Annotated in this window: 25 protein-coding genes and 1 tRNA gene; 14 read left to right on the forward strand and 12 right to left on the reverse strand. The window is 42.3% G+C overall.

Annotated elements, in window-relative coordinates; all coding sequences use genetic code 11:
- Positions 1 to 117: 117 nt before the first annotated feature.
- The 5 genes from QXW63_07450 to QXW63_07470 form a co-directional block, all read right to left on the reverse strand.
- The gene (locus tag QXW63_07450) at positions 118 to 672 is read right to left on the reverse strand and encodes an O-acetyl-ADP-ribose deacetylase (protein MEM3461727.1); all 555 of its coding nucleotides are present in this window, start codon (positions 670 to 672) and stop codon (positions 118 to 120) included.
- A gap of 78 nt (positions 673 to 750) precedes the next feature.
- Positions 751 to 1,371: a LysE family transporter gene (locus QXW63_07455; protein ID MEM3461728.1), complete on the reverse strand. Its 621-nt coding sequence runs from the start codon at positions 1,369 to 1,371 to the stop codon at positions 751 to 753.
- A 100-nt stretch (positions 1,372 to 1,471) separates the two neighbouring features.
- Positions 1,472 to 1,981 carry a hypothetical protein gene (locus QXW63_07460; protein MEM3461729.1) on the reverse strand — a complete coding sequence of 170 codons (510 nt, stop codon included), beginning with the start codon at positions 1,979 to 1,981 and terminating at the stop codon, positions 1,472 to 1,474.
- A gap of 66 nt (positions 1,982 to 2,047) precedes the next feature.
- Complete coding sequence (locus tag QXW63_07465; GenBank protein ID MEM3461730.1) at positions 2,048 to 2,566, reverse strand: DUF367 family protein; 519 nt, start codon at positions 2,564 to 2,566, stop codon at positions 2,048 to 2,050.
- The gene (locus tag QXW63_07470; GenBank protein ID MEM3461731.1) at positions 2,550 to 4,082 is read right to left on the reverse strand and encodes an NAD(P)H-hydrate dehydratase; all 1,533 of its coding nucleotides are present in this window, start codon (positions 4,080 to 4,082) and stop codon (positions 2,550 to 2,552) included. The genes QXW63_07465 and QXW63_07470 overlap by 17 nt, the downstream gene beginning before the upstream one ends.
- A gap of 133 nt (positions 4,083 to 4,215) precedes the next feature.
- On the opposite strand from QXW63_07470, the gene QXW63_07475 reads away from it, so the two are divergent.
- Both QXW63_07475 and QXW63_07480 read left to right on the forward strand, forming a co-directional pair.
- Positions 4,216 to 4,455: an Lrp/AsnC ligand binding domain-containing protein gene (locus QXW63_07475; GenBank protein ID MEM3461732.1), complete on the forward strand. Its 240-nt coding sequence runs from the start codon at positions 4,216 to 4,218 to the stop codon at positions 4,453 to 4,455.
- A 91-nt stretch (positions 4,456 to 4,546) separates the two neighbouring features.
- Positions 4,547 to 5,887 carry a tRNA(Ile)(2)-agmatinylcytidine synthase gene (locus QXW63_07480; protein ID MEM3461733.1) on the forward strand — a complete coding sequence of 447 codons (1,341 nt, stop codon included), beginning with the start codon at positions 4,547 to 4,549 and terminating at the stop codon, positions 5,885 to 5,887.
- Here the strand turns inward: QXW63_07480 and QXW63_07485 are convergent.
- Entirely contained in the window at positions 5,884 to 6,147 is a 264-nt protein-coding gene (locus QXW63_07485; protein ID MEM3461734.1) for a hypothetical protein, read from the reverse strand. The genes QXW63_07480 and QXW63_07485 overlap by 4 nt on opposite strands.
- Positions 6,148 to 6,240: 93 nt before the next feature.
- On the opposite strand from QXW63_07485, the gene QXW63_07490 reads away from it, so the two are divergent.
- Together QXW63_07490 and alaS are read left to right on the forward strand one after the other, a co-directional pair.
- Positions 6,241 to 6,549, forward strand: a complete 309-nt coding sequence (locus QXW63_07490) for an FUN14 domain-containing protein (GenBank protein MEM3461735.1) — start codon at positions 6,241 to 6,243, stop codon at positions 6,547 to 6,549.
- Positions 6,550 to 6,624: 75 nt separating this feature from the next.
- Positions 6,625 to 9,420 carry an alanine--tRNA ligase gene (alaS, locus tag QXW63_07495; GenBank protein ID MEM3461736.1) on the forward strand — a complete coding sequence of 932 codons (2,796 nt, stop codon included), beginning with the start codon at positions 6,625 to 6,627 and terminating at the stop codon, positions 9,418 to 9,420.
- 82 nt (positions 9,421 to 9,502) lie between these two features.
- Here the strand turns inward: alaS and QXW63_07500 are convergent, their stop codons facing one another.
- From QXW63_07500 to QXW63_07510, 3 genes are read right to left on the reverse strand one after another with little or no spacing between them, the layout of a single operon-like run.
- Positions 9,503 to 9,925, reverse strand: a complete 423-nt coding sequence (locus tag QXW63_07500) for a GNAT family N-acetyltransferase (GenBank protein ID MEM3461737.1) — start codon at positions 9,923 to 9,925, stop codon at positions 9,503 to 9,505.
- A 22-nt stretch (positions 9,926 to 9,947) separates the two neighbouring features.
- A complete protein-coding gene (locus QXW63_07505) occupies positions 9,948 to 10,418 on the reverse strand; it encodes an MGMT family protein (GenBank protein ID MEM3461738.1) in 471 nt (156 codons plus the stop codon).
- 46 nt (positions 10,419 to 10,464) lie between these two features.
- Positions 10,465 to 10,716: a GIY-YIG nuclease family protein gene (locus QXW63_07510; protein ID MEM3461739.1), complete on the reverse strand. Its 252-nt coding sequence runs from the start codon at positions 10,714 to 10,716 to the stop codon at positions 10,465 to 10,467.
- A gap of 266 nt (positions 10,717 to 10,982) precedes the next feature.
- On the opposite strand from QXW63_07510, the gene leuS reads away from it, so the two are divergent.
- The 3 genes from leuS (at position 10,983) to QXW63_07525 (ending at position 14,902) form a co-directional block, all read left to right on the forward strand.
- On the forward strand, positions 10,983 to 13,883 hold the full coding sequence (gene leuS / locus QXW63_07515) for a leucine--tRNA ligase (GenBank protein MEM3461740.1): 2,901 nt from the start codon (positions 10,983 to 10,985) through the stop codon (positions 13,881 to 13,883).
- A gap of 47 nt (positions 13,884 to 13,930) precedes the next feature.
- A tRNA-Arg gene (locus tag QXW63_07520) sits at positions 13,931 to 14,042 on the forward strand.
- 101 nt (positions 14,043 to 14,143) lie between these two features.
- Positions 14,144 to 14,902: a phosphoribosyltransferase family protein gene (locus QXW63_07525; GenBank protein ID MEM3461741.1), complete on the forward strand. Its 759-nt coding sequence runs from the start codon at positions 14,144 to 14,146 to the stop codon at positions 14,900 to 14,902.
- Here the strand turns inward: QXW63_07525 and QXW63_07530 are convergent.
- Entirely contained in the window at positions 14,868 to 15,578 is a 711-nt protein-coding gene (locus tag QXW63_07530; GenBank protein ID MEM3461742.1) for a hypothetical protein, read from the reverse strand. The two genes, QXW63_07525 and QXW63_07530, sit on opposite strands and share 35 nt — an antisense overlap.
- A gap of 74 nt (positions 15,579 to 15,652) precedes the next feature.
- Here QXW63_07530 and mtnA point away from each other — a divergent pair, with 74 nt between their 5' ends.
- From mtnA to hisS, 3 genes are read left to right on the forward strand one after another with little or no spacing between them, the layout of a single operon-like run.
- Positions 15,653 to 16,681: an S-methyl-5-thioribose-1-phosphate isomerase gene (gene mtnA / locus QXW63_07535; GenBank protein MEM3461743.1), complete on the forward strand. Its 1,029-nt coding sequence runs from the start codon at positions 15,653 to 15,655 to the stop codon at positions 16,679 to 16,681.
- Positions 16,682 to 16,712: 31 nt separating this feature from the next.
- The gene (gene endA, locus QXW63_07540; protein MEM3461744.1) at positions 16,713 to 17,270 is read left to right on the forward strand and encodes a tRNA-intron lyase; all 558 of its coding nucleotides are present in this window, start codon (positions 16,713 to 16,715) and stop codon (positions 17,268 to 17,270) included.
- Positions 17,271 to 17,284: 14 nt separating this feature from the next.
- A complete protein-coding gene (hisS, locus tag QXW63_07545) occupies positions 17,285 to 18,580 on the forward strand; it encodes a histidine--tRNA ligase (GenBank protein ID MEM3461745.1) in 1,296 nt (431 codons plus the stop codon).
- On the opposite strand, the gene QXW63_07550 is transcribed toward hisS, so the two are convergent.
- A complete protein-coding gene (locus QXW63_07550; GenBank protein ID MEM3461746.1) occupies positions 18,577 to 19,047 on the reverse strand; it encodes a hypothetical protein in 471 nt (156 codons plus the stop codon). The two genes, hisS and QXW63_07550, sit on opposite strands and share 4 nt — an antisense overlap.
- Before the next feature lie 3 nt (positions 19,048 to 19,050).
- Positions 19,051 to 19,932 (reverse strand): RsmB/NOP family class I SAM-dependent RNA methyltransferase, encoded by an 882-nt coding sequence (locus QXW63_07555; GenBank protein ID MEM3461747.1) that lies wholly within the window; start codon positions 19,930 to 19,932, stop codon positions 19,051 to 19,053.
- A gap of 111 nt (positions 19,933 to 20,043) precedes the next feature.
- On the opposite strand from QXW63_07555, the gene QXW63_07560 reads away from it, so the two are divergent.
- The 4 genes from QXW63_07560 to QXW63_07575 all read left to right on the forward strand — a co-directional run bounded on the left by QXW63_07560 (position 20,044) and on the right by QXW63_07575 (position 23,869).
- Positions 20,044 to 20,493, forward strand: coding sequence for a hypothetical protein (locus tag QXW63_07560; protein ID MEM3461748.1), 450 nt, complete (start codon positions 20,044 to 20,046; stop codon positions 20,491 to 20,493).
- A gap of 178 nt (positions 20,494 to 20,671) precedes the next feature.
- Positions 20,672 to 22,888 carry an elongation factor EF-2 gene (locus tag QXW63_07565; protein ID MEM3461749.1) on the forward strand — a complete coding sequence of 739 codons (2,217 nt, stop codon included), beginning with the start codon at positions 20,672 to 20,674 and terminating at the stop codon, positions 22,886 to 22,888.
- 94 nt (positions 22,889 to 22,982) lie between these two features.
- Complete coding sequence (locus QXW63_07570; GenBank protein ID MEM3461750.1) at positions 22,983 to 23,264, forward strand: LysO family transporter; 282 nt, start codon at positions 22,983 to 22,985, stop codon at positions 23,262 to 23,264.
- On the forward strand, positions 23,261 to 23,869 hold the full coding sequence (locus QXW63_07575; protein MEM3461751.1) for a lysine exporter LysO family protein: 609 nt from the start codon (positions 23,261 to 23,263) through the stop codon (positions 23,867 to 23,869). Before QXW63_07570 ends, QXW63_07575 begins: the two co-directional genes overlap by 4 nt.
- Positions 23,870 to 23,902 lie beyond the last annotated feature (33 nt).

The raw sequence follows: 23,902 nt of genomic DNA on the forward strand, positions 1-23,902 counted from the left end.
ATTTTGGTTTTTGGAAAAGTTGGCAGATTCGCTTTATTGAAGCAATCCCATCTGCGAGATAGTATAAGAAGTATGGTGATTGATGTATCTTGCTACGATCAGCATATCAATCTTTTTTTACCTCAGAATTTCTTTTGCTGACTTCTTGTAAACTTCAAAGTCATGCGTAGAAAACAAGACAAATACAATCTTAGCAACATTGTCTTCTTTTTCTAAAAATTCTTTAACAGTTTCTAAAGCTATTCGGCATGCCTTTTCTATTGGGTAACTGTATGCGCCCGTGCTTATGGATGGAAAAGCTATAGTCTTAAGCCCTTTATTTACTGCCAGTTTTAACGAGTTACGGTAAGCGTTCGCCAAAAGCTCTGATTCGCCGCTGTTCCCGCCACGCCAGATTGGTCCAACCGTGTGAATGACATATTTAGCTTTTAAATTGCCTCCAGAAGTTATTACTGCTTTGCCGGTTGGTAAGCCTTCTGGCCATTCTGTGGCTCTTATGCATTTGCATTCTTCTAGGATTTTTGGTCCGCCTTTGCGGTGGATTGCGCCGTCTACGCCTCCTCCGCCCATAAGTGTTGAGTTTGCAGCGTTAACTATGGCATCAGTGTCCATTTCAGTTATGTCCCCTTGAACAAGACAGACCTTTGCCTTGCCGATTTGAAATTCGATCATAGTTGGTTCCTTTTCTGACCCTACATATTTTCTATTCTACATTTATTCTCTTAAAATTTTCAGCAAAAGGGCGCATTTCTAAAATATTGCTGAGAGGATAAACCATAATCCAAACCCAGTCAACACTACAAAGCAAAAGCCGAAAACTATCTTACGAGTCTTTTCTGTCCAGAAATGTCTCGATTTAAAGACGACCATGGATACAAACGTGTCCCATGCAAGGTCGCATGACCAGTGAGTTATAGCCAACGCCAAAAAGCCAGCAAACCCAAAAGCCACAGCGGTTAATATTAAATTTGCGCCAATTGTTGCCCACCAAAGGAAAAAGTAAGGATTGGCGATGGTTGCGAGAAAACCGGCAACAAAAGAACCGTGATGAAATGTCCTATAGTTCTCATTTTTCTCCTTTCGTGCTTGATATATTTGAAAGCCCATAAAAATGAGAATTAAACCTCCAACTAGCCCAATAATCTTCTGAACGGTAGTGGAAGCAAAAAACCATGTAAAGCCAAAATAAATCAGAAACATTAATGGAAATTCCACTGCGCCGTGCCCCAAAGCGATTAAGGCTCCGGCAATTTTATTCTTGTATCCTTTTGCAATTGTTATGGCAAAAACTGGTCCAGGCATCATGACTCCAGACAAAGATAATAAAATTATTGAAAGTAAGAAATAGAGAAAACTGAAGACAGCCTCCATTTGTTTCACTGAAACTAACGTTGTGTGTTTTATGTTTAAATTTTTCACCATAGTTGCTTGGTTTTCAAATTAGCAAAATGTGAGTCTAAACTGTTAATTATCAAATAGCTAAGAACGTTAAAAATATGGTTAAAACAAGAAAAACGAAAGCAACTATAAGAGACAAGATGGCAGAACGACGCAGAACCTTCTGTGTTTGTTTCAGAAGATTCAAGTCGCCTTCGCCGATTTTTAATGGTTTATATCTTATGAAGTTTTTAGCGAAATCTAATAATTCATAATCGCTTACTCGTGTTATGACGTACAGTCCAGTTATTATTATTAAAATTGGAAATGCAGAAACAATAGACCATACGATTACAAAAACCCAAGTTAAGAAAAGAGGCGGAGCGAACGCTATTCCCGCCAAGAATATCAAATTGGTAAATATTTTTCTCGGTTTTCCATAAGGATTCCAAATAAAATATGTTCTCGTGGATTCAATGCTGAAAGAGGTTGTATTGTAGAGTAAGTAGAGTTTCTTCCATCGCAGGAAAAACGCGAGACAATTTGCGGTTGCTGTAATGAACACTACTAGACTGGCAATGTTTTCGTACACTGTGCGCCGCAACCTTTGCACATAAAACTATAAGGGGGATATTTTAAAATCTATCGCAACAACTTAAATATTAGCAATCTAAATTTCCATGAAATTCTTTTGTAATTGTACCACGTCTTTGCTGTCTTTTGCGTTCGCGTAGCCTTCTAATAGGTCATGGTTTATTTCGAGAAAGGTGTGTCCCCACTTGAAAACTGAAAGCAACTGTTCAGCTTCATTCTTGAACCCAGCGATGTGTAAGGCTGCGGCTAATGCCTCTACGGTGCTAAGTTTTGTGGGTCTTCCAAAATTAACTGGGTTTCCAGCAATCAAGTAAGGTAAGCATCTGGATGTTCCTCTAACATTTTTCAGCAAAGCTTTCTCGGCGTGTTCCCAACTGAAATCCAAAGCAACCAACCCAAATTTTTCGATTCTTTCCTTGTCAGCTGGAGAAAACGCGATTTTAGATAAGGGATTAAGCACGACTGCTCTTCTTGGCAAGAATTTTATTTGGTGAACTACGCGAACGAGCCCGTGGCGTTTAAGCTTTAAGGCTGTGCATTTTTTTGGGTCACATTGTCGAGCGTGATATACGATGATTTTAAGTTGTTTTTGCACTTGTTTTGCGCACCTTCAAATGGCTCATCGGGTCGTTTAGAACCTGCGGAATCCATTCTAGTAGGTCTGTGGAGACCATGTGGTGGCCTTTTTCTTCGGAAACGAAGTCTCCGGCGGCTCCGTTGACAAAGGCTCCAGCGGTAGCGGCTTCAAATGGATTAGCCTTCTGAGCGAGAAGGGCGCCAACAATTCCGGAGAGCACATCTCCTGTTCCGCCAACTGTCATACCTGGGTTTCCCGTAAAGTTGAGTTTGAAGCGTTTCTCGTCTGCGATTATATCGACTGGTCCTTTAAGCAATACTACTGCGCCTAGCTCTGCCGCGGTTTTCTGCACGTCAAGAATTTTTTCTTTGAAAACTTCGGGTAACTTTTTGCCAGTTAATATGGCATATTCTCCAGCATGAGGCGTCAACACCAGAGGCGTTTTCAGTTTTCTCTTAAACTCTGCAAAAGCCTTCAAACCATCCGCGTCCAAAAGCAAAGGCTTGCCAGCACTTTCGGCAATTTCAATTATGGCTTTAACAGCCTCTTTGGTTTCTACGTGTAATCCCAGACCAGGTCCCAGTACGACGGCGTTAACTGTTTCTATGTATGTTTTTAACGTTGGCATGTTTGTTATGTTCAAGTGTTTTCCTTCAAGCTTTATCGTTATCAAGTCCGGCGCCATGGAAGAAATTGCATGCGCGGTTTTTTCTGGGGTCGCAACATAAGCAAGGTCTACGCCTGTTCGTAAAGCAGCTAAAGCCACAAGTGCGGGCGCGCCGGAATAGGTTTCGCTTCCGCCAATGATGAGTAAGCGTCCGAAGTCTCCTTTATGGGATTCTTTTGGTCGCGGTTTAGAAACAAGCATAACATCGCCAGGACCAGCAAAATTTTCGAGTTCTTTTGGTAATCCTATGTTTTTTACGAGTAGTTCTCCAACGTAGTCTCTGGCTTTTTCAAGTCCCTGTTTCGTTCTGTGAAATGTGATTGTTAGGTTTGCTTTCACTGCTTCGCCTAATACTTCGCCTGTGTCTGAGTCTATTCCTGTTGGCACATCTACCGCTATTTTAAAGGCGTTTATAGCGTTGATTTTTTGAACCAATTGCAGAATAGGCGGCTTTAGTTTTCCTTTTGTGCCAGTTCCTAATAATGCATCAACGACCACATCAGCGGTTATGTCTGGTATGAGTGCGCTGTCGTATACTTCATGAATGGTGATATTTTCTTTCAAAAACTGTAAGGAATTCCAATTTTCTAAAGCCGCTTTATGGGAAATTTCTTTAGCTTTGTCAGCGAGAATGACTGTAACTTTATAATCTAATGCGGAGAGATGCCGCGCGGCGACGAAACCGTCTCCGCCGTTGCCGCCTAAACCACAGAAAATGGCAATTGTCTTGTTTTTTGGAAATCTTGATGCGATTTCTAGGGCTACGTGGTTTCCTGCGTTTTCCATGAGTTGAAGTTGTGAAACTCCGAAATATTCAGCGTTAAGCTCTAAAGCACGCATTTCGCGGCTTGTAATAGTGGTCGACATGCTTAAACCTAATATTTATTATCTTAAACAGAAGATAAGAGTATCTTTTCAAATTGAGCATGCTTGTTCATTTCTGTTTTTATAGCAAAATATTTTAATGTACAACGTTAAACATTAAGTGAGGAGATTCAAAATGCCTACAGCGTTTGTGCTGATAAATACGGAAATAGGGTCAGAAGCTGATGTTCTGAAGGATTTAAAGAAAGTTGAGGGTGTAGATGAAGCCTATGCAGTCTATGGAGTCTATGACATAATTGCGCGGGTTAAGGCAGACACGATGGATAAACTGAAGGAAATTGTGACATGGCGTGTCAGAAGGCTTGACAAGGTTCGCTCAACATTAACAATGATAGTTGTCGAAGAGACAAAATAGCACACGCTTCCTCTTTTTTCATTCACGCCAAAACAACATTTTTAGTATACGCTCCGCTATTCTCTAACTCGTAAAAGCCAGGCTGCCATAGATGACCACAAAAACAATGCACATAGGATTCGACGATACCGATTCGACAAGGAAAGGATGCACAACCTATGTTGCCGCTCTTCTCGTGGAGAAACTGCAAAAACTAGGCGCAACTTTCATTGATTATCCTAATTTGGTTAGGCTGAATCCTAACGTGCCGTGGAAGACCAGAGGAAACGGAGCTTTATGCCTAAGAATACGATACAATGAGCGTGTGGAAAACGAAATTAAAGAAGCGGTGATAAACACTGTTGAAGAGCATGCGGACCTAGCGTTTAAAGGAACAGACCCGGGCATAGTTTTCTTTAAAAGAGCCAAAATTCCAAGACTGGTTAGGAATTTTGCCAAAAATGCGATAACTGGGATTGTAAGTTTGAAAGAAGCGTTGAAAATTCTGCGAATGTTCAGAGAAGAAGCGGTGGGTTTCAAGAACGGCAGAGGAATAATCGGCGGTTTAGCTGCTGTTGGCGAACCGCTTCAAAGAGACCACACATACGAGATTATTGCGTATCGTGCTCCAGAAAATTACGGTTTAAAGAGACGCGTGGATGAGGCTTCAATTTTTGAAATGGACAAGGCTACGGCGCCATACACTTTTAATAATGTTGACCTTGAGAAAAAGCGAGTTATTATAACGCCGCGGGGACCCGACCCGATATTGTTTGGCATCAGAGGAGAGACCCCAGAAATTGTGAAAAAGGCTTTCTTCATGGTTAAGCCTCTTGAGTCAGTTGAGCGGTGGGTTATTTTCCGCACGAATCATGGAACGGATGCGCATCTCAAACGGGTTAAAAGCCTTAGTGAAATAAAACCTTACCACCCAGTTATTGCAAGAGGAACAGTAGCGTCAAATCCTACTTTGATTCCGAGAAGACACGTTATTTTCGCGATAAAGGATGAAAGCGCGCAGGTCGATTGCGCAGCATATGAGCCTACTGGAGTTCTTAGGAAGGTTGCGGGAAAACTGTTAGTTGGAGATTGTGTAGAAGTTTACGGCGGCGTAAGAGCAGCGTCGAAAGATAAGCCATTAACCGTGAATCTTGAAAAAATTAGATTGCTGAAGCTTGCGCCGAAAATTATCAGTCATAATCCGCTTTGTCCAAAATGTGGTAAACGCTTAGAGTCCATGGGAAAGAATAAGGGCTTCAGATGTGAAAAATGCGGCTCAAGACACGCAGACCTTAAAAAAATTCAGACTCTAGTGAAGCGTGAAGTTAAAAGAGGTCTTTACATTACATCAACGAGGTCTCAGAGGCACTTGACGAAGCCTTTTAGACGTTATGGAATGGAGAAGCGCAGCAAAAGGCTTGATGGAATGATTGAGGGGTGGCATTTTCCTTAGGTTTTCTTGTTTTCGTCGACTTTGAAGATTTCGCATAGCATTTGGTAGAGTTCGTCGCCGCCTTCCATTTTTGAGAATAGGTCTTTTTCTGCTTTCAGTATTTGTCCCATGGTTTGGTATGTTCTTCGCCACTCCATTTCCTGCCACATCATATGGTAATGTTTTTGTTCAACCCATGCTCTGAAAATTAAAACGACAAACATGCCTATGGTGACCACAAGGTTCAGTATGTATATGTCTAGCAACTCCGTGTTTTTCACCTCCTCACCGCAAACATTTTTTTTTTATTCTTAATAACAAAACGCATTTAAATCAAACTTGTCATAACAAACGCCAATAAAGAGGAATATTGAATGAGCGAGTTAGTTACTCCACTCGTTTATCAACTGGGCATAGGCGCCGTAGGCGGCTTCATCTGCGGATACGCTATTAAGAAAATTAGCAAGCTCATAGTCATCTTGATAGGCGTCTTCCTAATCGCCCTCATATACCTAAGCACTCAAGGAATAATCAACATAAACTACAGTGCGCTTTGGGACGCTGTAGCTGGATGGCTTGGTGGCGCCCAGCAAGCCGCGTCATGGCTTGTCGGCATACTATCGGTTTTGCCGTTCATTGGAAGCTTCGCCGTGGGCTTTCTGTTAGGCTTCAAACTTGGTTAGCGAAATAGTTTAAATGTTTGCTGTCCGTTAACATTTTGAAAACTTAGATCACACATTAATTGGAGTGCTTAAGAGTTGGATAGGTTTCCTGCAGAGGAATACAACGTTCCATTCTTTAAAGAAGCAGGTTATGTTAGGAAATTGTGTCCTCGATGTGGCAAATACTTTTGGACGCAAAATCAAAGCCAAGAAACTTGTGGTGAAGCGTCTTCAGACGAGTGTGCATGTTACACATTTATAGATAATCCGCCTACCCGGAAAAGTTATGGTTTGCGTGAGATGCGTGAAGCCTTTCTTTCGTTTTTTGAAAAGAATGGGCACACACGCATAAAGCCTTATCCTGTAGTGGCGAGATGGCGAGACGACATTTACCTAACGCATGCAAGCATTATTGATTTTCAACCTTACGTAACGAATGGAATTGCTCCACCCCCGGCGAATCCGCTTGTGGTTTCTCAGCCTTGCATACGGTTAGTGGACATTGCAAATACTGGTCCAACTTTTGGCAGGCACTTGACAATTTTTGAGATGGGTGGAGCGCATGCGTTCAATTATCCGGACAAGGAGGTTTACTGGAAAGACGAGACTGTGCGTTTTCATCATCGATGGGTTACGGAAGTTTTGGGTGTAAAATCTGACGAGGTTACTTACAAGGAGGAAGTGTGGTGTGGGGGTGGAAACGCTGGACCATGTTTGGAGTCTGTTATTCGAGGTTTAGAGGTTGCGACGCTTGTTTTCATGCAATACAAGGTTGTTGATGACGAGTTTGTTAAGTTGCCCATTCGGACAGTTGACCCTGGTTATGGCATGGACCGTTATGCTTGGCTTTCGCAAGGCGCTCCTAGCGGTTTTCATGCGGTTTATGGTGACTTGCTTGATAGATTGTTTAGGATGGCGGGTTTGGTTAAAATTGACGTTGATTTGTTAAAGAAAGTGGCTAAGTTTTCCAGTTTGGTTAATTTGGATAAGACTGCGAGTAGGTTGGAGACTCGTAAGAGGGAAGCGGCGCTTGTTGGTTTAAGCGTGGATGAGCTTGATGAGTTTTTGGTTCCTATTGAGAATGTCTTCGCGGTTGCGGACCACACTAAATGCCTTAGCTGTTTGCTTGCTGAAGGCGTTGTTCCATCGAACATTCAAGAGGGTTATTTGGCGAGGCTCGTGTTCCGAAGAGTCTATAGGCTTTTGAGGATGCTTGGCATTGCGGACAAGCTTTATGATATTGTTGATATGCAGATTCGCCTTTGGGGTGAAGATTATCCACATCTTAAGGAAATGCGGAACGAGATTATGGATATGCTCCAGGTGGAAGAGGAAAAGTTTGGAGACACGCTTAAACGCGGCGAAGGAATGATTAAGCGGATTTCAGCCGAGTTAAAAACGAAAAGGAAAAAGGAAATTCCAATAGAAACTTTAACTGAACTTTATGATTCGCATGGGCTTCCGCCTGAGATTGTTAAAGAAGTTGCGGAGAAAGAAGATTTGCGGGTGGCGATTCCAGATAATTTTTACACTTTGATTGCGCAGAGGCACATGCAAGCTGAGAAGCCTGTTGAGGAGGAGGTTAAACCAGAAGAACGGTTGGAAACGGCGGTTTCAGGTTTGCCGGAAACTGAGCAGTTATATTATAAAGACGCGTACATGCAACGCTTCGATGCTAAGGTTCTTAAGGTATTGTTTAACGAATACGTGGTTTTGGATAAAACGTGCTTTTATCCTGAAGGCGGTGGACAACCGGCTGATGTTGGCTTTTTCATGTTTGACGGGAAGAAAGCGGAGGTTCTTGATGTAAGGAAGGTTGGCAGAGTAATCGTTCACAAAGTCAAAAGCGAGGTTCTTCCAAAAGAAGGCAGCAAAATAACTGGCGTTATTGATTGGGATAGGCGCTACGGTCTTATGAAGGCTCATACGGCTACGCACTTGATTAATGGTGCTGCGCGGCGCGTGCTGGGACAGCATGTTTGGCAGTTTGGAACGCAAAAGGGCATTGACAGTTCCCGATTGGACATTTCACATTATCGAAGACTTATGCCGGAAGAGGTTCACGAGATAGAGACTTTGGCGAATCAGGCGATTCTGCAGAACATGGCGGTTACGACTGAGTGGATGCTGAGAAGCGAAGCGGAAAGCCGTCACGGTTTTAGGCTTTATCAGGGTGGAGCGGTTCCAGGCAAGGAAATTCGTGTTGTGGCTACTGGTGATTGGGATGTTGAAGCGTGTGCGGGAACGCATTTGAGAAGCACTGGCGAAATTGGTTTCATAAAGATAATTCACACAGAACGCGTGCAAGACGGCGTTGAGAGGCTTGTTTATTCTGTTGGGATTCCCGCTTTGAAGGCGGTGCAGGAGAATGAGCGTTTGTTGTGGCGTGTCTCAGAAATTTTGAACGCGCCTTTGGAGAAGCTGGACAAAACAGCGGAGAGGCTTGTTAAAGAATTGAAGGAAGCGAATGCGGAAAGAAGAAAACTCATTAAAGAATTGGCGGAACGCGAAAGCGCTGGTTTAGGTGCGGGAAAAGCTGAGGAAGTTAAGGAAGTAGGCGGTTTGAAGCTTGTTTTTCGCGATTTTAAGGAAGACATTGATGTTGACCGCATGGTTCAAACGGCAAGCGAGATAATCAAAAGAGATGATGCGTCAGTCGCAGTGTTTTATGGTTCGGATGGAAAGAATGCGCGGATAATGGTTATGGCTGGAAAAACCGCACTAGAAAAAGGTGTAAACGCAGGCGAAGTAGTGCGTGAAGCATCAGCAATCATTGGCGGTGGAGGCGGAGGAAAACCCAACTTCGCACAAGGCGGCGGAACAAAACCACAAAAACTACCAGAAGCAACCAAAAAAGCAGAAGAAATCCTAAAGAAACAGCTAAAGTCTTAATGTTTCAAATTCTTGACAAAAGGGATTGTTTTAAAACTCCATTGTGTTGGTAGTCGCTCGCCCGTATCTTTGTATCCCATCTTTATCCAGAAACTGTAAGACTTCCAAGGGATGCCTTGCGCATTCTCCGTAGTATCAGTCTTAATACAAGAGAACCCAGAGCCACCGCAATATCTTCAACATAGGTAACAAGTGCTTTGCCTACTCCTTTTCTTTGCTCAGCCTTAGTGACGTAAACGTCATCAATGTAGACATAACCGACTTCTTCTTTGAAAACGATGAACCCCACAATTTTGTTTTCTTTTTCAGCCACAAGAACTTCTGAACCGTCTTTCAATTTATTTTCTTCAGCCCATAGTTTCCTCCATTCTGCAACCGACCACTCGGTTGCCCATTCAGGTGCGCCAAAACCCTCTGTTTCCCTTTCTGAAATTGAGGTTAATCTCGTTTGGACAATGGCAGGAATATCATTAACGTTTGCTTTACGAATAGTCGCCTTAACCATAATTTAAAACCATGCAGCCCTACTATATTTTTGCTAGTACTTTTTCATAGTTGGCTACTACGTATTTTTTGCCCTTCTGTAATACTGCGTGCCCTTCTTTTTCTAGAAGCTTCTTTTGAGTTTCTGCTCCGCCAGGGTATTTCTCGTTTAAAACTCCGCCCACTTTCAACGTTCGCCAGTAAGGCGTAATTTTCTTCTCACCCTTCTCACGTTGTTCTTCTGCTGCGTGAGCCGCAACCCAAGCAAAAATTCCAGTGGTTATTGGACAGCCAATTGTTGCGCCGTGCCTTTTAGCGAGCGCCGCCCGAATCTCATTTATTGTTGTCACCTTTCCTTCAGGCACTTTCCGCATTATTTCGTCAACCTCCAATGGCGCAGGAATAACCACGGTGCCAGCGCCCCACCTCTTGCTCATTTTTCCAGTAATCTTCTCCACTTTCGGCAAACCTCTAGCATCATGCAATTTTTCGCTCCAGCTTTTCTTTTTCGCCATACGCTTTCCTCTAACAATAGTTTCTAAGCATTCTGCTAATAAGTCTTCAACAAGTCTTGGATTTTGTAAGCTCAAGTTTCTGGCAGTGAGTCATCCTTTTGATTATTTTCTCTCTCCTCATTGCTTCAGACCGAGAATTGAACTCCTCAACATAGACAAGTTTCTTAGGCTTGTGCATCCGCGTGTATTTGGCACCTTTCCCATTAACATGAAGCCTCATCCGCAAATCCAAATCCTTCGTGTAACCAGTGTAGAAACAGCCACCATTACACTGAATAATATAAACGTAGTAAGGCATACGCCAAACTCCACACCAAATTTACACTTGCTCTCTCTCTCTCCATTCAGCACACAACCCCATATAACAATTACCTCAACACCCATTCAACCACAATTTCAACCTATTTATAAGGGAGGGGCTATAGCTTTCCACGCACAGCAAAAGATTAATCCAACCACATACACACTATACAACGGTGCACAAAATGAGGGATAAAGTTCTCTGCTCGTGAAAACAAAACCTTTAATACCCCTCAAACCAAATCAGAAAGTTTTATGGAATTTTTGAAAAAAACAGAAAAAAAATGGCAAAAACGCTGGCAACAAGCCAAAATCTTCGAAGCAAACCCAGACCCGAAAAAACCAAAATACTACATAACAGTGGCTTATCCATACCCAAACTCGCCACAACACATCGGACACGGAAGAACATACACACTCGCAGACGTACACGCACGCTACATGCGCATGCGCGGCTACAACGTACTATTGCCAATGGCTTTCCACTACACGGGCACACCAGTCCTAGCCATGGCCAAACGACTCGCAGAAAACGACAAAGACCTCATCAAAGACTTCACAACAGTCTACAAAATCCCAAAAGAAAAACTCAAAGAATTAACCGAACCAATCACAATGGCACGCTACTTCCACCAAGAAATCAAAGCCGGCATGAAAGAAATAGGCTACTCAATCGACTGGCGACGCGAATTCACAACTGTAGACCCACACTACAACCGCTTCATAGAATGGCAATTCCAAAAACTACGCAAAGGCGGATACATAAAACGTGGAAGCCACCCAGTAGGCTTTTGCCCAAAATGCGGAAACCCAGTCGGAATGCACGACACAAAAGGCGACGTAGAACCAGAAATCGGCGAATTCACAGTCATAAAATTCAGACAAAACAGCCTAGTCTTCCCAACCGCCACACTGCGTCCAGAAACAGTCTTCGGCGTAACAAACATTTGGCTAAACCCAAACGTAAAATACGTAAAAGCAAAAGTTAACGGCGAACAATGGGTAATCAGCAAAGAAAGCGCAGAGAAACTAACCTACCAAAAAAGAAAAGTCAAAATTTTAGAAACCTTCGAAGGAAAACAACTCATAGGCAAAACAGTTGAAAACCCAGCAACAAAAACTAAAATCCTAATCCTCCCAGCAGACTTCGTCGACCCAAAAAACGCAACAGGCGTGGTAATGTCTGTTCCAGGACACGCGCCATATGATTATGTCGCTCTAGAAAACATCAAAAAAACACCGTCAAAACTGAAAGAATACGGAATAGCAACCGACGCCGTAAATGCAATCAAACCAATTTCCCTAATCCAAGTTCCAAACTACTCAGAAACTCCAGCAGCAGACGTAGTCAAAAAAATGCAAGTTCAAAACCAGACAGACCCGAAACTGGAAGACGCCACAAAAGAGGTCTACCGTCACGAATTCCACAATGGCAAGATGAAACAAAACACAGGCAAATACCACGGCATGACGGTGGCAGAAGCAAAAGACAAAGTCAAACAAGACCTAATCGCCGAAGACAAAGCCACAACAATGTACGAGTTACTAAACAGACCTGTTTTGTGCCGCTGCGGAACAGAATGCGTCGTAAAAATCTTGGAAGACCAATGGTTCATCGACTACGGAAAGCCAGAATGGAAAGCGTTAGCTCACAAAAACCTCGACATGATGGAAATATTGCCTGACGAAATGCGTTCAGAATACAACTACGTCATCGATTGGCTACACGAAAAAGCATGCGCAAGAAAATCCGGAATGGGCACAAGACTCCCATGGGACAAAGAATGGATAATCGAATCCCTATCAGACTCAACAATATACATGGCATACTACACAATCGTTAGACACATAAAAGAACACAAAATCAAAGCAGAACAACTAACGGAAAACGTCTTCGACTACATTTTCCTCGGAAAAGGCAACCCAACAACCATAGCTAAAAAAGCCAAAATAGACACAAAAACACTGAAAGCCATGCACAACGAATTCTCATACTTCTACCCACTCGACAGCAGACACTCAGCCCACGAACTAATCCCAAACCACCTAACCTTCATGATATTCAACCACACCGCCATATTCCCAGAAAAACACTGGCCACGCCAAATCGTAACCAACGGACACGTCCTAATGGAAGGCGCAAAAATGAGCAAATCCTTCGGAAACATAATCCCACTACGAGAAGGCTTAACCAAATTCGGCGCAGACCCAATAAGACTCAGCGTTTTAGCAACCGCCGAACTACTGCAAGACGCTGACTTCAGCCCGTCAGTAGCCAAATCCATGCGCGAAAGACTAGAACGCCTATACAAATTCGTCGCCGAATTCACAAAGAAAAAACACACAAGAACTCCGCCCAAAGAGCTATCAGTCATAGACAAATGGATGCTCAGCCGACTACAAGAACACATAAAAAAAGCAACTGAAGCCATGGACAAACTAGCAGTACGCAAAGCCATACACACAGCAATATACGAATTAGACCAAGACTTCCAATGGTACCAAAAACGAACAACAAAACAAAAAGAAAACAACGCTAAAACGCATGTAATAAGCGAAGTCTTAGAAGCCCAAATCCGAATGCTAGCCCCAGTAGCACCTCACGTATGCGAAGAACTATGGGAAATGATAGGCAAAAGAAACTTCGTCTCAACAAGCTCTTGGCCCAAACCAGACAAAACAAAAATAGACATCATAGCCGAAGAAAACGAAACCCTAATCATGAACATACTCGAAGACACATCAAACATAATAAAAGCCACAAAAATAAAGCCCAAAAAAATATGCTACTACACAGCTGCACCATGGAAATGGAAAGTCTACACAAAAGCTCTCGAAAAAGCCGTCTCAGGCAGAGTCCAGCAGAAAGACTTAATGAAAGAACTAATGGCAGATTCTACTCTAAGAGCGATGGCAGAAAAAGTAGCAAAATTCACCAATCAAATCATCGAAGAAATCAACCACATGCCAGAAGAAAGAAAGAAAAAACTAACCCAAATCGGAACCCTAAACGAATACAACATACTAAAAGAAGCAGAAAACTTCCTTACAAAAGAACTCCACTCCAAAATACACATCTACAACGAAGAAAACACAAACCGCTACGACCCAAAAAACAAAGCACAACAAGCAAAACCACACCGCCCAGCAATATACATAGAATAAAATATATCACAGCAGCACCAATTTTCTTATACATCCAAAATCCAAAAGGGCCCGTGGCGCAGCATGGACACCAAACAAGCCAAAAAGCGCGTCAGCCTTCTAAAACTAAACATTGAAGAAAGCTGAACGTCCTGGGTTCAAATCCCAGCGGGCCCGCCACCAATCGTTCGCTGTGCGAACGGAAATTTTAAATTGGTAATGCAATAATAAATGGTAAACACTCTGGTATTTGAGTTATCCTTGTATAAGGGGGAAAAGTTATGAGCACGCATGCAGACGAGTTAAAACTTCGCTTAATGACCATTGAACTGCTTAGAACTGCAAAGTACAAAAGAAACATCACATATCGCGAATTAGCTTCTAAAACTGGTTTGCCCGTGACAGTTCTGAGTAGATATGCGAAGGGACATGTTTTGCCAAACACTGCAAGAGCGAAGCAGCTTTGGAAAGTGTTGTCAAAACTTGTTGGGTTAGAAGTGGAGCTTCGCAGTAGAATAAAGTTTGATGAAGATGGATATTTTGATAATACTGACATTATAGGCGATTTCAACATCATCCAACAAGCAGCCAACCACGCGCTTGCCATTTTCGCGGGAAAACGTGTAACAAAAGTTTTGACGGCTGCAGTTGATGGAATACCGTTGGCGACCATGGTTGCAAACGCGTTAGGCGTAAATTTGATACTTGCAAAGAGAAACAAGGAAGTTGGGGTTAAGGCTTTTTTGGAAGAAACATACGTGTTGGGCAAAGACTCGGGTGTAACGATGACACTTTACATTCCAAAGGAAGCCATCAAAAAACGAGACAGCGTCTTAATCGTTGATGACATGATTAAAACTGGAGAAACACAAGCGGCCTTGGTAAATCTTGTTCGAAAAGCGAAGGCTGAAATTTCCGGAGTTTTCTCGCTAATAGCTGTAGGAGAAGAATGGAAAAAGAAACTGAAGCTAACCGGCGAATGCCCAATAGAAGTAATAACCTATGTTAAAGCGCCTTATGAGTCAAGCACTCGCCCCTAACTAAGCACGTGTCACATTTTCCTTTTCTACAATAATCTTTACCTAGCCTAAGCAATGCAGTTTCAAAGGTAATGAAAGATTTTCCTGCAATCTTGTTTTGAAGCCAAAAAGTTTTCAGCTGCTTTAACGCGTCTTTGGCGGTTACCTCCTTCTTTACCATCCCAAGGTTTTCTGCTGCAAGGATTACTAGGCTTGTTGGGTTTGGGTCAGCTTTTTCCCAAACATCGCGCAGTTCTCTTAGGAAGATGTTTACTGTTACGTCACCAATGCCTTTTCCTAAATTCTTTAATCGCTTTTCTAAATCACGCGAGTCAGAAGCGTTGTTGTGGATGGTTATCAAGTTTCCATCATATTTTTCAATGAGATTTTGCATGACCTCCAAAAGTTTATCCGCAGTTTTGAAATCGTAGCGTGTGTAGCTACCTTCGTCAAGGATTTTAACTAAGCCATCCCAACCAGTTTCGAGAATCCGGTTTGGTGTCAAAACGCCATACTTTCGGAAGCATTTGAAGGTTTTGATAGCTGAATTTTCTGTTATAGGTGCTCCGAAGAGTATAGCCGCCAAAAACCATTTGAAAATTTCCTCTCTTTTCCCATTTGAGAGGTTTATATCCAATATTTCAGAGTATTTATTTCCGAGGTTTTCAACGAGCGTTTTCAGTTTTTCACGTTTCATAAGCAATATTCACTTGTCTAACAAAATTTTATACAGTCCGCTGCATAAACGGTTTACTGAGGTTTGCTGCGACAATGAAGCGAACAATAGAATGGCACAACGGAACAGTCGCCACAATAGACCAGACAAAGCTTCCGCATGAAACAGTGATTCTTGAGATGAAAAGCTGCGATGAAGTGGCTGACGCAATAAAAACCATGAAAATAAGAGGGGCACCATTACTGGGAGCAGCTGCAGCTTTTGCTTTAGCTTTAACTGCTTACAATTCCCAAGCAAAATCCAAACAAGAGTTAATCAGAGAGTTGGAGAAATCAGCAGAAACTCTTAAGAGAACACGACCAACTGCTGTTAACCTTTTTTGGGCGATAGACAGAATTTTAGCCAAATCAAAAAGTTTCGCTGGGAATGCTGAAGAGTTGATTGCTTTTGTTGTTGATGAAGCAAGGAAAATAGCTGATGAAGATGCTGCGGCAAATCGTTTGATTGGCAAGTATGGAGCTGAACTTATAAGTGATGGAGATGTGGTTCTTACGCATTGCAATGCTGGCGCTTTAGCCACAGTTGAATATGGCACAGCTTTGGGCGTTATAAGAGCTGCTTGGGAACAGGGAAAAAAGATTGAGGTTATTGCTACTGAAACTCGTCCGAAACTGCAGGGCGCAAGGTTAACAACTTATGAGCTTAAAAAGGAAGGCATCCCAGTCACTTTGATTACTGATGGCATGGTTGGTTATGTTATGTATAAACAATTGGTTAATGTGGTTGTTGTAGGAGCTGATAGGATAGTTTCTGATGCGATTATTAACAAGATTGGAACATTCGCAATTGCTGTTTTAGCTAAAGAACACCAAATACCCTTCTATGTTGCCGCTCCAAGATCCACCTTTGACTTATCACGTAAATCGACTGAGGTTGTCATTGAAGAGAGAAAACCAGAAGAAGTCACAAATGTAGGCTCATATAGAATTGCTCCTGAAGGAATAAGCGTTCTTAACCCAGCATTCGATATAACTCCGCTGGATTATGTCACAGCAATAATTTGCGAAGACGGCGTGTTGCACAAGAAAGATTTTGGCAAATTTAAAGCCAACGTCTATAAGTGAAAAATATAGCTTATGCTGGTTGAGGATTTGCATGAGCAAAAGAGAAGAGAAAGAATCTACTCGTTCTGAATTCAAAGTTAAAGGCGCATTAGTAGAGAAAGGAGTTAAAATTTCTGAAAAACAGAGTGTGAATGAACTTTCTTCTCGAGGGTATGGTGTTAAAGAAAACGATGAGCTTTTGCTGACTTTTTATGAAGCACTTTACCTTTTGGATAAGGGATGGTTAGATGTTGAGACAAAAAAGGGCAAGAAGATGGATTTCCAACAGCTTCTGCGATGTTATGAGGATTTGGAGGAGAATGCATGGGTTAAGTATTTGACTTACCGAGATTTGCGAAGCCGCGGATACACCGTTAGAGAAGGCTTCGGTTTAGGCGTTGACTTTCGTGTTTACGAAAAAGGCGAGTATGGCAAAGACACGGCTAAATACTTAATCTTAAGCATTCAGGAAGGAAAACCGATTCCGATTGAAGATTTAACGCGTATAATGCTGCAGTGCCAAAGTCTAAAGAAAGAACTAGTTTTAGCCGTGATGAACCGCAGAGGAGAAATAGTTTACTATTCGGTTTCGCAATTAACCTTAAAATAACGGAGAAATCGTTGATGCCTGCTTTCAAGACTGTTCGTGGAATGCGAGATTTTCTGCCAGAAGAAGCGAGCATGCTGAAGTTTATTGAAAACAAAGCTAGAAGAGTGGCGGAACTTTACGGATACAAAGAAGTTGTAACGCCTGTGGTGGAATCCTACGAGCTTCTTGCTGCGAAGGCTGGTGAAGAAGTTCGTTCGCGAATGTTTGTTTTCAAGGATTTAGGTGGGCGAGATGTGGCTTTGCGTCCAGAGTTTACGGCTTCTGTTGCTAGGTTGGTGGCGACAACTTTGAGAGCTGAGCCTAAACCGCTTAGGCTTTTTAGTTTTGGTACTGTTTATCGTTATGATGAACCTCAAAAGGGACGTTATAGAGAGTTTTGGCAATCGAACTACGAACTGATGGGTTCGAATAAGCCAGAGGGCGATGCAGAAATACTGATGTTGACCAATAGTCTCATGGCAACTTCTGGGTTGAAGAAGTATGTTTTCAAGGTTGGGCATGTGGGGGTTTTGAGGGGAATTTTTGTTCAAGAAGGGTTGGAGGAAGCCGTGCAAAATGCGGTTATGCAGCGGATGGATAAAAAAGAGTATGAAGTCGCGCTTAAAATGGTTAGAGATGCTGGAGCGTCTGAAAAATGCGTTAATGTTCTTCAGAAGCTCGTGAAAATTAAAGGTAGCGAAATTTTTGAGACTGTGGAAAAAATGAAGGCGGTTGTGAAGGGGTATGAGAGGGCTGTTTCTGCGATTGAGAACCTTGCCGCAATTCTAAAATTAATAGTAGAAAGCGAATGCAAAATGGATGTTATTGTTGACGCTGGATTTGCTAGAGGTCTTGAGTATTACACTGGAATGGTTTTTGAAGTATATGTGCCAGAATTTGACATAGCCTTGGGTGGAGGTGGAAGATATGACCAGCTTATCGAATTGTTTGGGGGGGAACCTACACCGGCCGTTGGTGTTGCTCATGGAATAGATAGGATAATGTTGGCGTTGCAGATGCAGAAGGCTGAAGTGGGAGCTAGGGAGAAATCTGTCATGGTTATTCCAGTTAAAGAAGAGTTGAAAGGTGAAGCTTTGAAAGTTTCAAGGTTGCTTAGAGAAGCGGATGTGCCCGTGGAAGTTGAGGTTATGGGAAGAAAAGTAACTGCAGCATTGGAAGATGCAGATAGGAGAGGAATGAGTTACGCAATAATTGTTGGAGAAAAAGAATTAAAAGAAAACGCGGTTGCTATTCGAAATCTGGCTAAAAGAGAGCAAAAAATTGTGAAAATTGAGAAGATAGTGGAAACAATAAAAGGTCAACATGTTTAGATTTGACGTGTTTCTCTTCTCAGAAAATCTCCTATGTCCAGAACGTTCTCTACAGCAACTTTGCATTTTTTCTCGTCTAAATTGCTGAGTATTTTGCCGAAACCTAAACATTCGCCGCGTTGATTAAGTATTAAAGCATAAACGCCTCTTCTTTTTGCGCCAGAAACTTGAATTATCCCCCTTTTAAATACGTCTCTTCCGCAAATGAAAAGCCACTCTGTCTTCTTGTCAACAATTATCTTGTTTGCTTTTCCTTTGGCAATCATTTTCAGTAAGATAAGGCTCGGAAAGAATTTGTCGCCCTTAATTTTTCCTAGATAAGCTCCAGCGTAAAAGAAGTCTTTGGCAACTACCTTTTTCAGATTCTCGTCGATGAGGAAGTAGCGGTTCTCTTTCTTTACTATTAAATTTTCATCTAATTTGACGCTTGCACCGAAACGACTTACAAAATCCCATATGGGCTTCACAGTTTATTCACGCCTTTTCAATTTACAAACAAAGAATCCTTGCGTTTGCTCAGGCCATATTCTCTTACAATTTTTTATGGAATCATCTAGTTGTTTATTGAAAATGTTGGTTGGCGCTTCTTCTCCGTAGCAGTTGATTTTTTCGGTTTGAAGGTTTAGCGTTTCTATTGCCCAGTTGATGTTTAATTCGTTTTCTTCTGGTTCCAGTGAGCATGTCGCGTAAACCAGTTCGCCATCATTCTTGAGAACTTTGACTGTTTCAGCTAATATTTCTCTCTGAAGTTTAGCGTTTCTCTCCACATCCTTGATTGTTCTTCGCTTGAACCATTCCTTGTCGGCGGCGAAGTTGCCCGAGCATGGAACATCCAAGAGTACTCTGTCAAATTTCATGTTAAGCTTTGAAGCTTGTCTTGCATCCATCCTATAAACAGCAGTGTTGCACACATTGCATCTTTCCAGATGGTTAGATAATGCTGTCAATCTACGCTTGTCCACGTCCAACGCGACTATTACGCCAGTGTTACGCATTAAATCAGCTAGTTGAACAGTTTTTCCGCCCGGAGCCGCGCAAGCATCCAAAACAATCTTGTTTTTTAAATCTGTAAATAATGTAGCTGGGATTTGAGCTGCCGCTTCTTGTATTGAGTACAAGCCTAAAAGGTATTCCGGAGTCGCTCCAACTGAAAATTTTGATTTACAAACCCAATAGCCACATTCAAGAAAAGGAATCTTTTCAAGCTCTATTCCCGAAGCTTGCAGCCTTTTAACAAGCTCCTCCTCAGCGATATTCATCTTGTTTACTCTAATCGCTTGTTTAGGCTCAACATCTCGAAATTTCCAACCAAGCATTTCATAACGGTTAACAAAAAATTCCTTGCCAGACATCACTCCATAATAGAGAGGGTTCTCATAAAAACTTGATGTTTCAAATCAGTGCAACTTTAGTTTGACAAATTTTAAATGGGCAAGCCTTTCTCACTAATTAAGTGTGATTTCATGGACTGTAAATACGCCTTTGTCATGATGATTAAGGATAAATGGTGGCGCGAATTCCTCCGCCTCCGACATGAGGGAAAACAGGTACAATCCTACGTGCAGAATGGTTGGGCGCCTCCTAAAAATACTTCCTTACTGTTCTTTTATGTTTCCAAGCCCGTCGGTGAAGTTGCAGGACATGCGGAGTTTGTTGAACGCAAAACTGGAGATGCTGAAAGTTTATGGAAGGAATATGGCAGCGAGTCGGTTCTGCAAACTAAGGAGAAATATGAGGAGTTTACTCGTGATATGCAGAGGGTTTCTTTCATCAGATTTAAAAACCTACAAGCAGCTGCCAAACCAATATCACTCAACAACTTTCTAATGCTTCTCGGCGTGAAGAGACTTGCAAGAGGAGGCTTTTATGTAGACAAGGAAACTGCGGAAAAGATAATTACATTAATGGAATGAAAAACAAGACAGATTTTGATAAGTTAATTGTTGCAACAAAAAGTTAATAGGTTGCCGTTTTATCTTCCATGTAGCCTATTCAAAATTTCCAAAAGTGAAAAGTAGTAATGTTTCAAAAGGCAATTATCGAAAATGCTTGCATTCAAGAACAATCAACCAGTGTAAAGAAGGTTTAGTTATGGGACGTTATAGACAAATTGAAGAAATTGTTAAACTTATGAATAACCGCGAAATGGTGAGAAACACTAGCATAATCGCTCACGTAGACCACGGAAAAACCACGCTTTCAGACAGCCTATTAGCTGCTGCAGGCATAATAAGCGAACAAACCGCGGGTCAAAAACTGTTTCTCGACTCGTGGGAACTTGAACAGAAGAGACAAATGACAGTCTTCGCTTCAAACATTAGCTTAGCCCACACCTACAAAGGAAAAGAATACCTCATAAACCTCATAGACACGCCGGGACACATTGACTTCAGCGGAGCAGTAACCAGAAGCCTCCGCGCAGTAGACGGTGCATTAGTGGTTGTTGACGCTGTAGAAGGCCCCATGACTCAGACAGAAACCGTTTTGATGCAAGCATTACGTGAAAGAGTCAAACCAATCCTTTTCATTAACAAAGTTGACAGACTCATAAAAGAAATAAAGCTAACCCCAGAAGAAATCCAGCGCAAATTTGCAAAAATAATCGCCAGAATAAACAACCTAATAGAAAAGTACGCGCCGCCAGAGCATAAGAAAGATTGGCAAGTCAACGTTGAAGACGGACGCGTAGCGTTCGGTTCAGCCCTTCACAAATGGGGATTAAACTTACCGCACATGAAAGCGAAGAGCGTCTCGTTCAAAGACATAATTGACGCTTACTCTGGAGAACCAGAAGACATTGCAAGAAAAGTTGACGCATTAAGCAAAAAAGCACCGTTATATGAGCCCATATTAGACATGTTCTGCGAACACTTGCCAAATCCATTACAGGCACAACCATACAGACAAAGCCAAATTTGGCCAGGCGACCCAAACAGTCCAGTAGGCAAAGGCATGGCGAATGTTGACCCAAATGGACCGCTTCTTATGTGCATAACAACCATTGAAGTTGACCCACACAGCGGAGTCGTCGCCATTGGACGTGTTTTCAGCGGAACAGTTGAAAAGGGGAAAGTTGTTAATCTCGTAACCAGCCGACAGAAAGGAACAATTCAGCAGGTTTACATGAGCATGGCTGCTGACAGAGTCATAGTAGACAAAGTTCCAGCAGGAAACATCGCTGCACTTTCTGGACTACCATCCGTTCATGTGGGCGAAACAGTCGCGGAAGAAGGTGTGGAAACGCATCCGTTTGAAGGATTAAAATATGTTTCTGACCCTGTGGTAACGGTTGCTGTTGAGCCTGAAGATGTTAAGGACTTGCCGCTTTTTGACAAAGTAATCCACAAGTTGACGCTGGAAGACCCAAACCTTCACTTCACAATAAACAAGGAAAGTGGAGAATACTTACTGAGCGGCATGGGCGAATTACACCTTGAAGTTACAGCTTATCGAATGCAAGAAGCAGGCTTGAAGGTAAAGATTAGTAAGCCCATAGTGATTTATCGTGAAACAATAAGTCATGACTACAAAGGACCGCCAATTATGGGTAAAAGCCCCAACAAACACAGCAAGTTGTGGGTGACATTGGAGAAATTGCCGGAAGAAGTAATCGAAGCCATCAGAGCCGGCAAGATTTCAGAGATGCAAACACGTGATGAAAGACAGAAAATTCTGAAACAGTTTGGCTGGTCAACAGACGATGCGCGCAACGTTATCGCGATTGAAGGAACAAACATTCTTGTGAACAGAATAAAGGGAAGACAATACGTTGAAGAGGTCATAGACCATGTGAAATCGGGTTTCAGGGAAGCAGTGCACACTTCTGTTTTAGCAAAAGAACCCGCCTATGGATTAAAAGTAAACTTGGAAGACATTATGGTTCACGAGGACCCAGTGCACAGAGGTCCCGCACAAATACTTCCGATGACTTGGCGTCCGATCTGGTGCTGCTTTCTACTGAGCGACCCGAAACTTCTGGAGCCTTTAATGAGTTTTGAGTGCAAAGTACCAAATGACTTCGTAAGCTCGGTCATCGCGATAGTGCAGAAACGCCGCGGAAAAATATTGGACATGATAAACGAAGAGGACATGGTTGTTGTTAAGGCTGAAATGCCTGTGGCTGAATCCTTCGGCATTGCAGACGAGTTGCGTTCGTCAACGCAGGGAAGAGCCTTTTGGGCGACGCAGTTTAGCCGTTGGGCTCCTGTTCCAGAGTCGATGCAAGCTGAAATAATAGCGCAAATACGCAAACGCAGAGGTTTGAGTCCAACACCGCCAGACGCGAAAGAGTTCTACGAAGAAGCATAACAAATGATTCTTATTCTCTTTCTTTCGCTTTTTGAGAAAGATTAAATCCTTTAGTGGAGCTTATAGTTTTCATTTAGTTAGGTTGGTATTGAGCATGTTTAATGTTGTGTATTTGGTTGGGCTTGTGGCTGCGTTGGTTGCTGGATTATTGCTAGGTTTTCTTTTAAGGAACAGAAAACGCGTCAACTTGGACAAGGTTACTTTAGGAATTATCATAGCCTTAATATTTTCGTTAGGATTCAGCATAGGCTCAAATAATGAATTGCTAAGCTCTTTTCCAAAGATTGGAGTTAACGCGATTGTAATTTTGGTTTTGTCCGTGTTTTTCAGTGTAGTTTTTGTTAAAGCAGCAAAAAAACTGGTGAAAATAGAATGATGAAGTACATTGTTGCTGCTCTATTTTTTGGTGGAATAGTTGGTTACGTTAATAACAATTGGGGAAACATTGCAGCGGGAAACTTTGTTTCTGACTACTTGTTTAATGCTTTTCTTCTTTTGTTGCTTTTTGTCATGGGCATATCGTTTGGAATGGACAAGGAATCAATAGTGAAAATTAAAAAGTCGGGCTTCAAAATTTTGGCTTTTCCATCAGCTGTTGCTTTAGGTAGCGTTTTAGGCGGATTCGTAGGCGGATTGATTTTTGGTAATGTAGTGGCGTCTATGGCTGTAAGCGCAGGTTACGGCTGGTACACGTTAGCTGGACCTTTAACTAATCAACTTTTTGGGGTTGAATGGGGCGCATTGGGTTTTACTGTAAACTTTCTGAGGGAGCTGTTAACGATAACGACGATTTCTTTGACCGTTAAAGTTGACAAGTACGCGCCCATAGCATTTGGCGGAGCAACAAGCATGGACACGACATTGCCAATAATCATGCGTTACTGCGGGGCGGACACGCTGATAACTGCGTTTTCAAGCGGCTTTATATTAAGCGTACTAGCGCCGTTCACAATAACAGCAATTGCAGCATTGCCTCACTGAAAATCCAGTTTTGGAAAATGCTAAATGCAGTGA

This window comes from Candidatus Bathyarchaeia archaeon (assembly GCA_038873195.1).
Taxonomy (GTDB): Archaea; Thermoproteota; Bathyarchaeia; order Bathyarchaeales; family Bathycorpusculaceae; genus DSLH01.

Bases quoted from the DNA above. Each gene is read 5' to 3' on its own strand.
- QXW63_07450 (MEM3461727.1), bottom strand. From the start codon at position 672: ATGATCGAATTTCAAATCGGCAAGGCAAAGGTCTGTCTTGTTCAAGGG.
- QXW63_07455 (MEM3461728.1), bottom strand. From the start codon at position 1,371: ATGGAGGCTGTCTTCAGTTTTCTCTATTTCTTACTTTCAATAATTTTA.
- QXW63_07470 (MEM3461731.1), bottom strand. From the start codon at position 4,082: ATGTCGACCACTATTACAAGCCGCGAAATGCGTGCTTTAGAGCTTAAC.
- QXW63_07475 (MEM3461732.1), top strand. From the start codon at position 4,216: ATGCCTACAGCGTTTGTGCTGATAAATACGGAAATAGGGTCAGAAGCT.
- QXW63_07480 (MEM3461733.1), top strand. From the start codon at position 4,547: ATGACCACAAAAACAATGCACATAGGATTCGACGATACCGATTCGACA.
- QXW63_07490 (MEM3461735.1), top strand. From the start codon at position 6,241: ATGAGCGAGTTAGTTACTCCACTCGTTTATCAACTGGGCATAGGCGCC.
- QXW63_07500 (MEM3461737.1), bottom strand. From the start codon at position 9,925: ATGGTTAAGGCGACTATTCGTAAAGCAAACGTTAATGATATTCCTGCC.
- QXW63_07505 (MEM3461738.1), bottom strand. From the start codon at position 10,418: ATGGCGAAAAAGAAAAGCTGGAGCGAAAAATTGCATGATGCTAGAGGT.
- QXW63_07510 (MEM3461739.1), bottom strand. From the start codon at position 10,716: ATGCCTTACTACGTTTATATTATTCAGTGTAATGGTGGCTGTTTCTAC.
- QXW63_07525 (MEM3461741.1), top strand. From the start codon at position 14,144: ATGAGCACGCATGCAGACGAGTTAAAACTTCGCTTAATGACCATTGAA.
- QXW63_07530 (MEM3461742.1), bottom strand. From the start codon at position 15,578: ATGAAACGTGAAAAACTGAAAACGCTCGTTGAAAACCTCGGAAATAAA.
- mtnA (MEM3461743.1), top strand. From the start codon at position 15,653: ATGAAGCGAACAATAGAATGGCACAACGGAACAGTCGCCACAATAGAC.
- endA (MEM3461744.1), top strand. From the start codon at position 16,713: ATGAGCAAAAGAGAAGAGAAAGAATCTACTCGTTCTGAATTCAAAGTT.
- hisS (MEM3461745.1), top strand. From the start codon at position 17,285: ATGCCTGCTTTCAAGACTGTTCGTGGAATGCGAGATTTTCTGCCAGAA.
- QXW63_07555 (MEM3461747.1), bottom strand. From the start codon at position 19,932: ATGTCTGGCAAGGAATTTTTTGTTAACCGTTATGAAATGCTTGGTTGG.
- QXW63_07560 (MEM3461748.1), top strand. From the start codon at position 20,044: ATGGACTGTAAATACGCCTTTGTCATGATGATTAAGGATAAATGGTGG.
- QXW63_07565 (MEM3461749.1), top strand. From the start codon at position 20,672: ATGGGACGTTATAGACAAATTGAAGAAATTGTTAAACTTATGAATAAC.
- QXW63_07570 (MEM3461750.1), top strand. From the start codon at position 22,983: ATGTTTAATGTTGTGTATTTGGTTGGGCTTGTGGCTGCGTTGGTTGCT.
- QXW63_07575 (MEM3461751.1), top strand. From the start codon at position 23,261: ATGATGAAGTACATTGTTGCTGCTCTATTTTTTGGTGGAATAGTTGGT.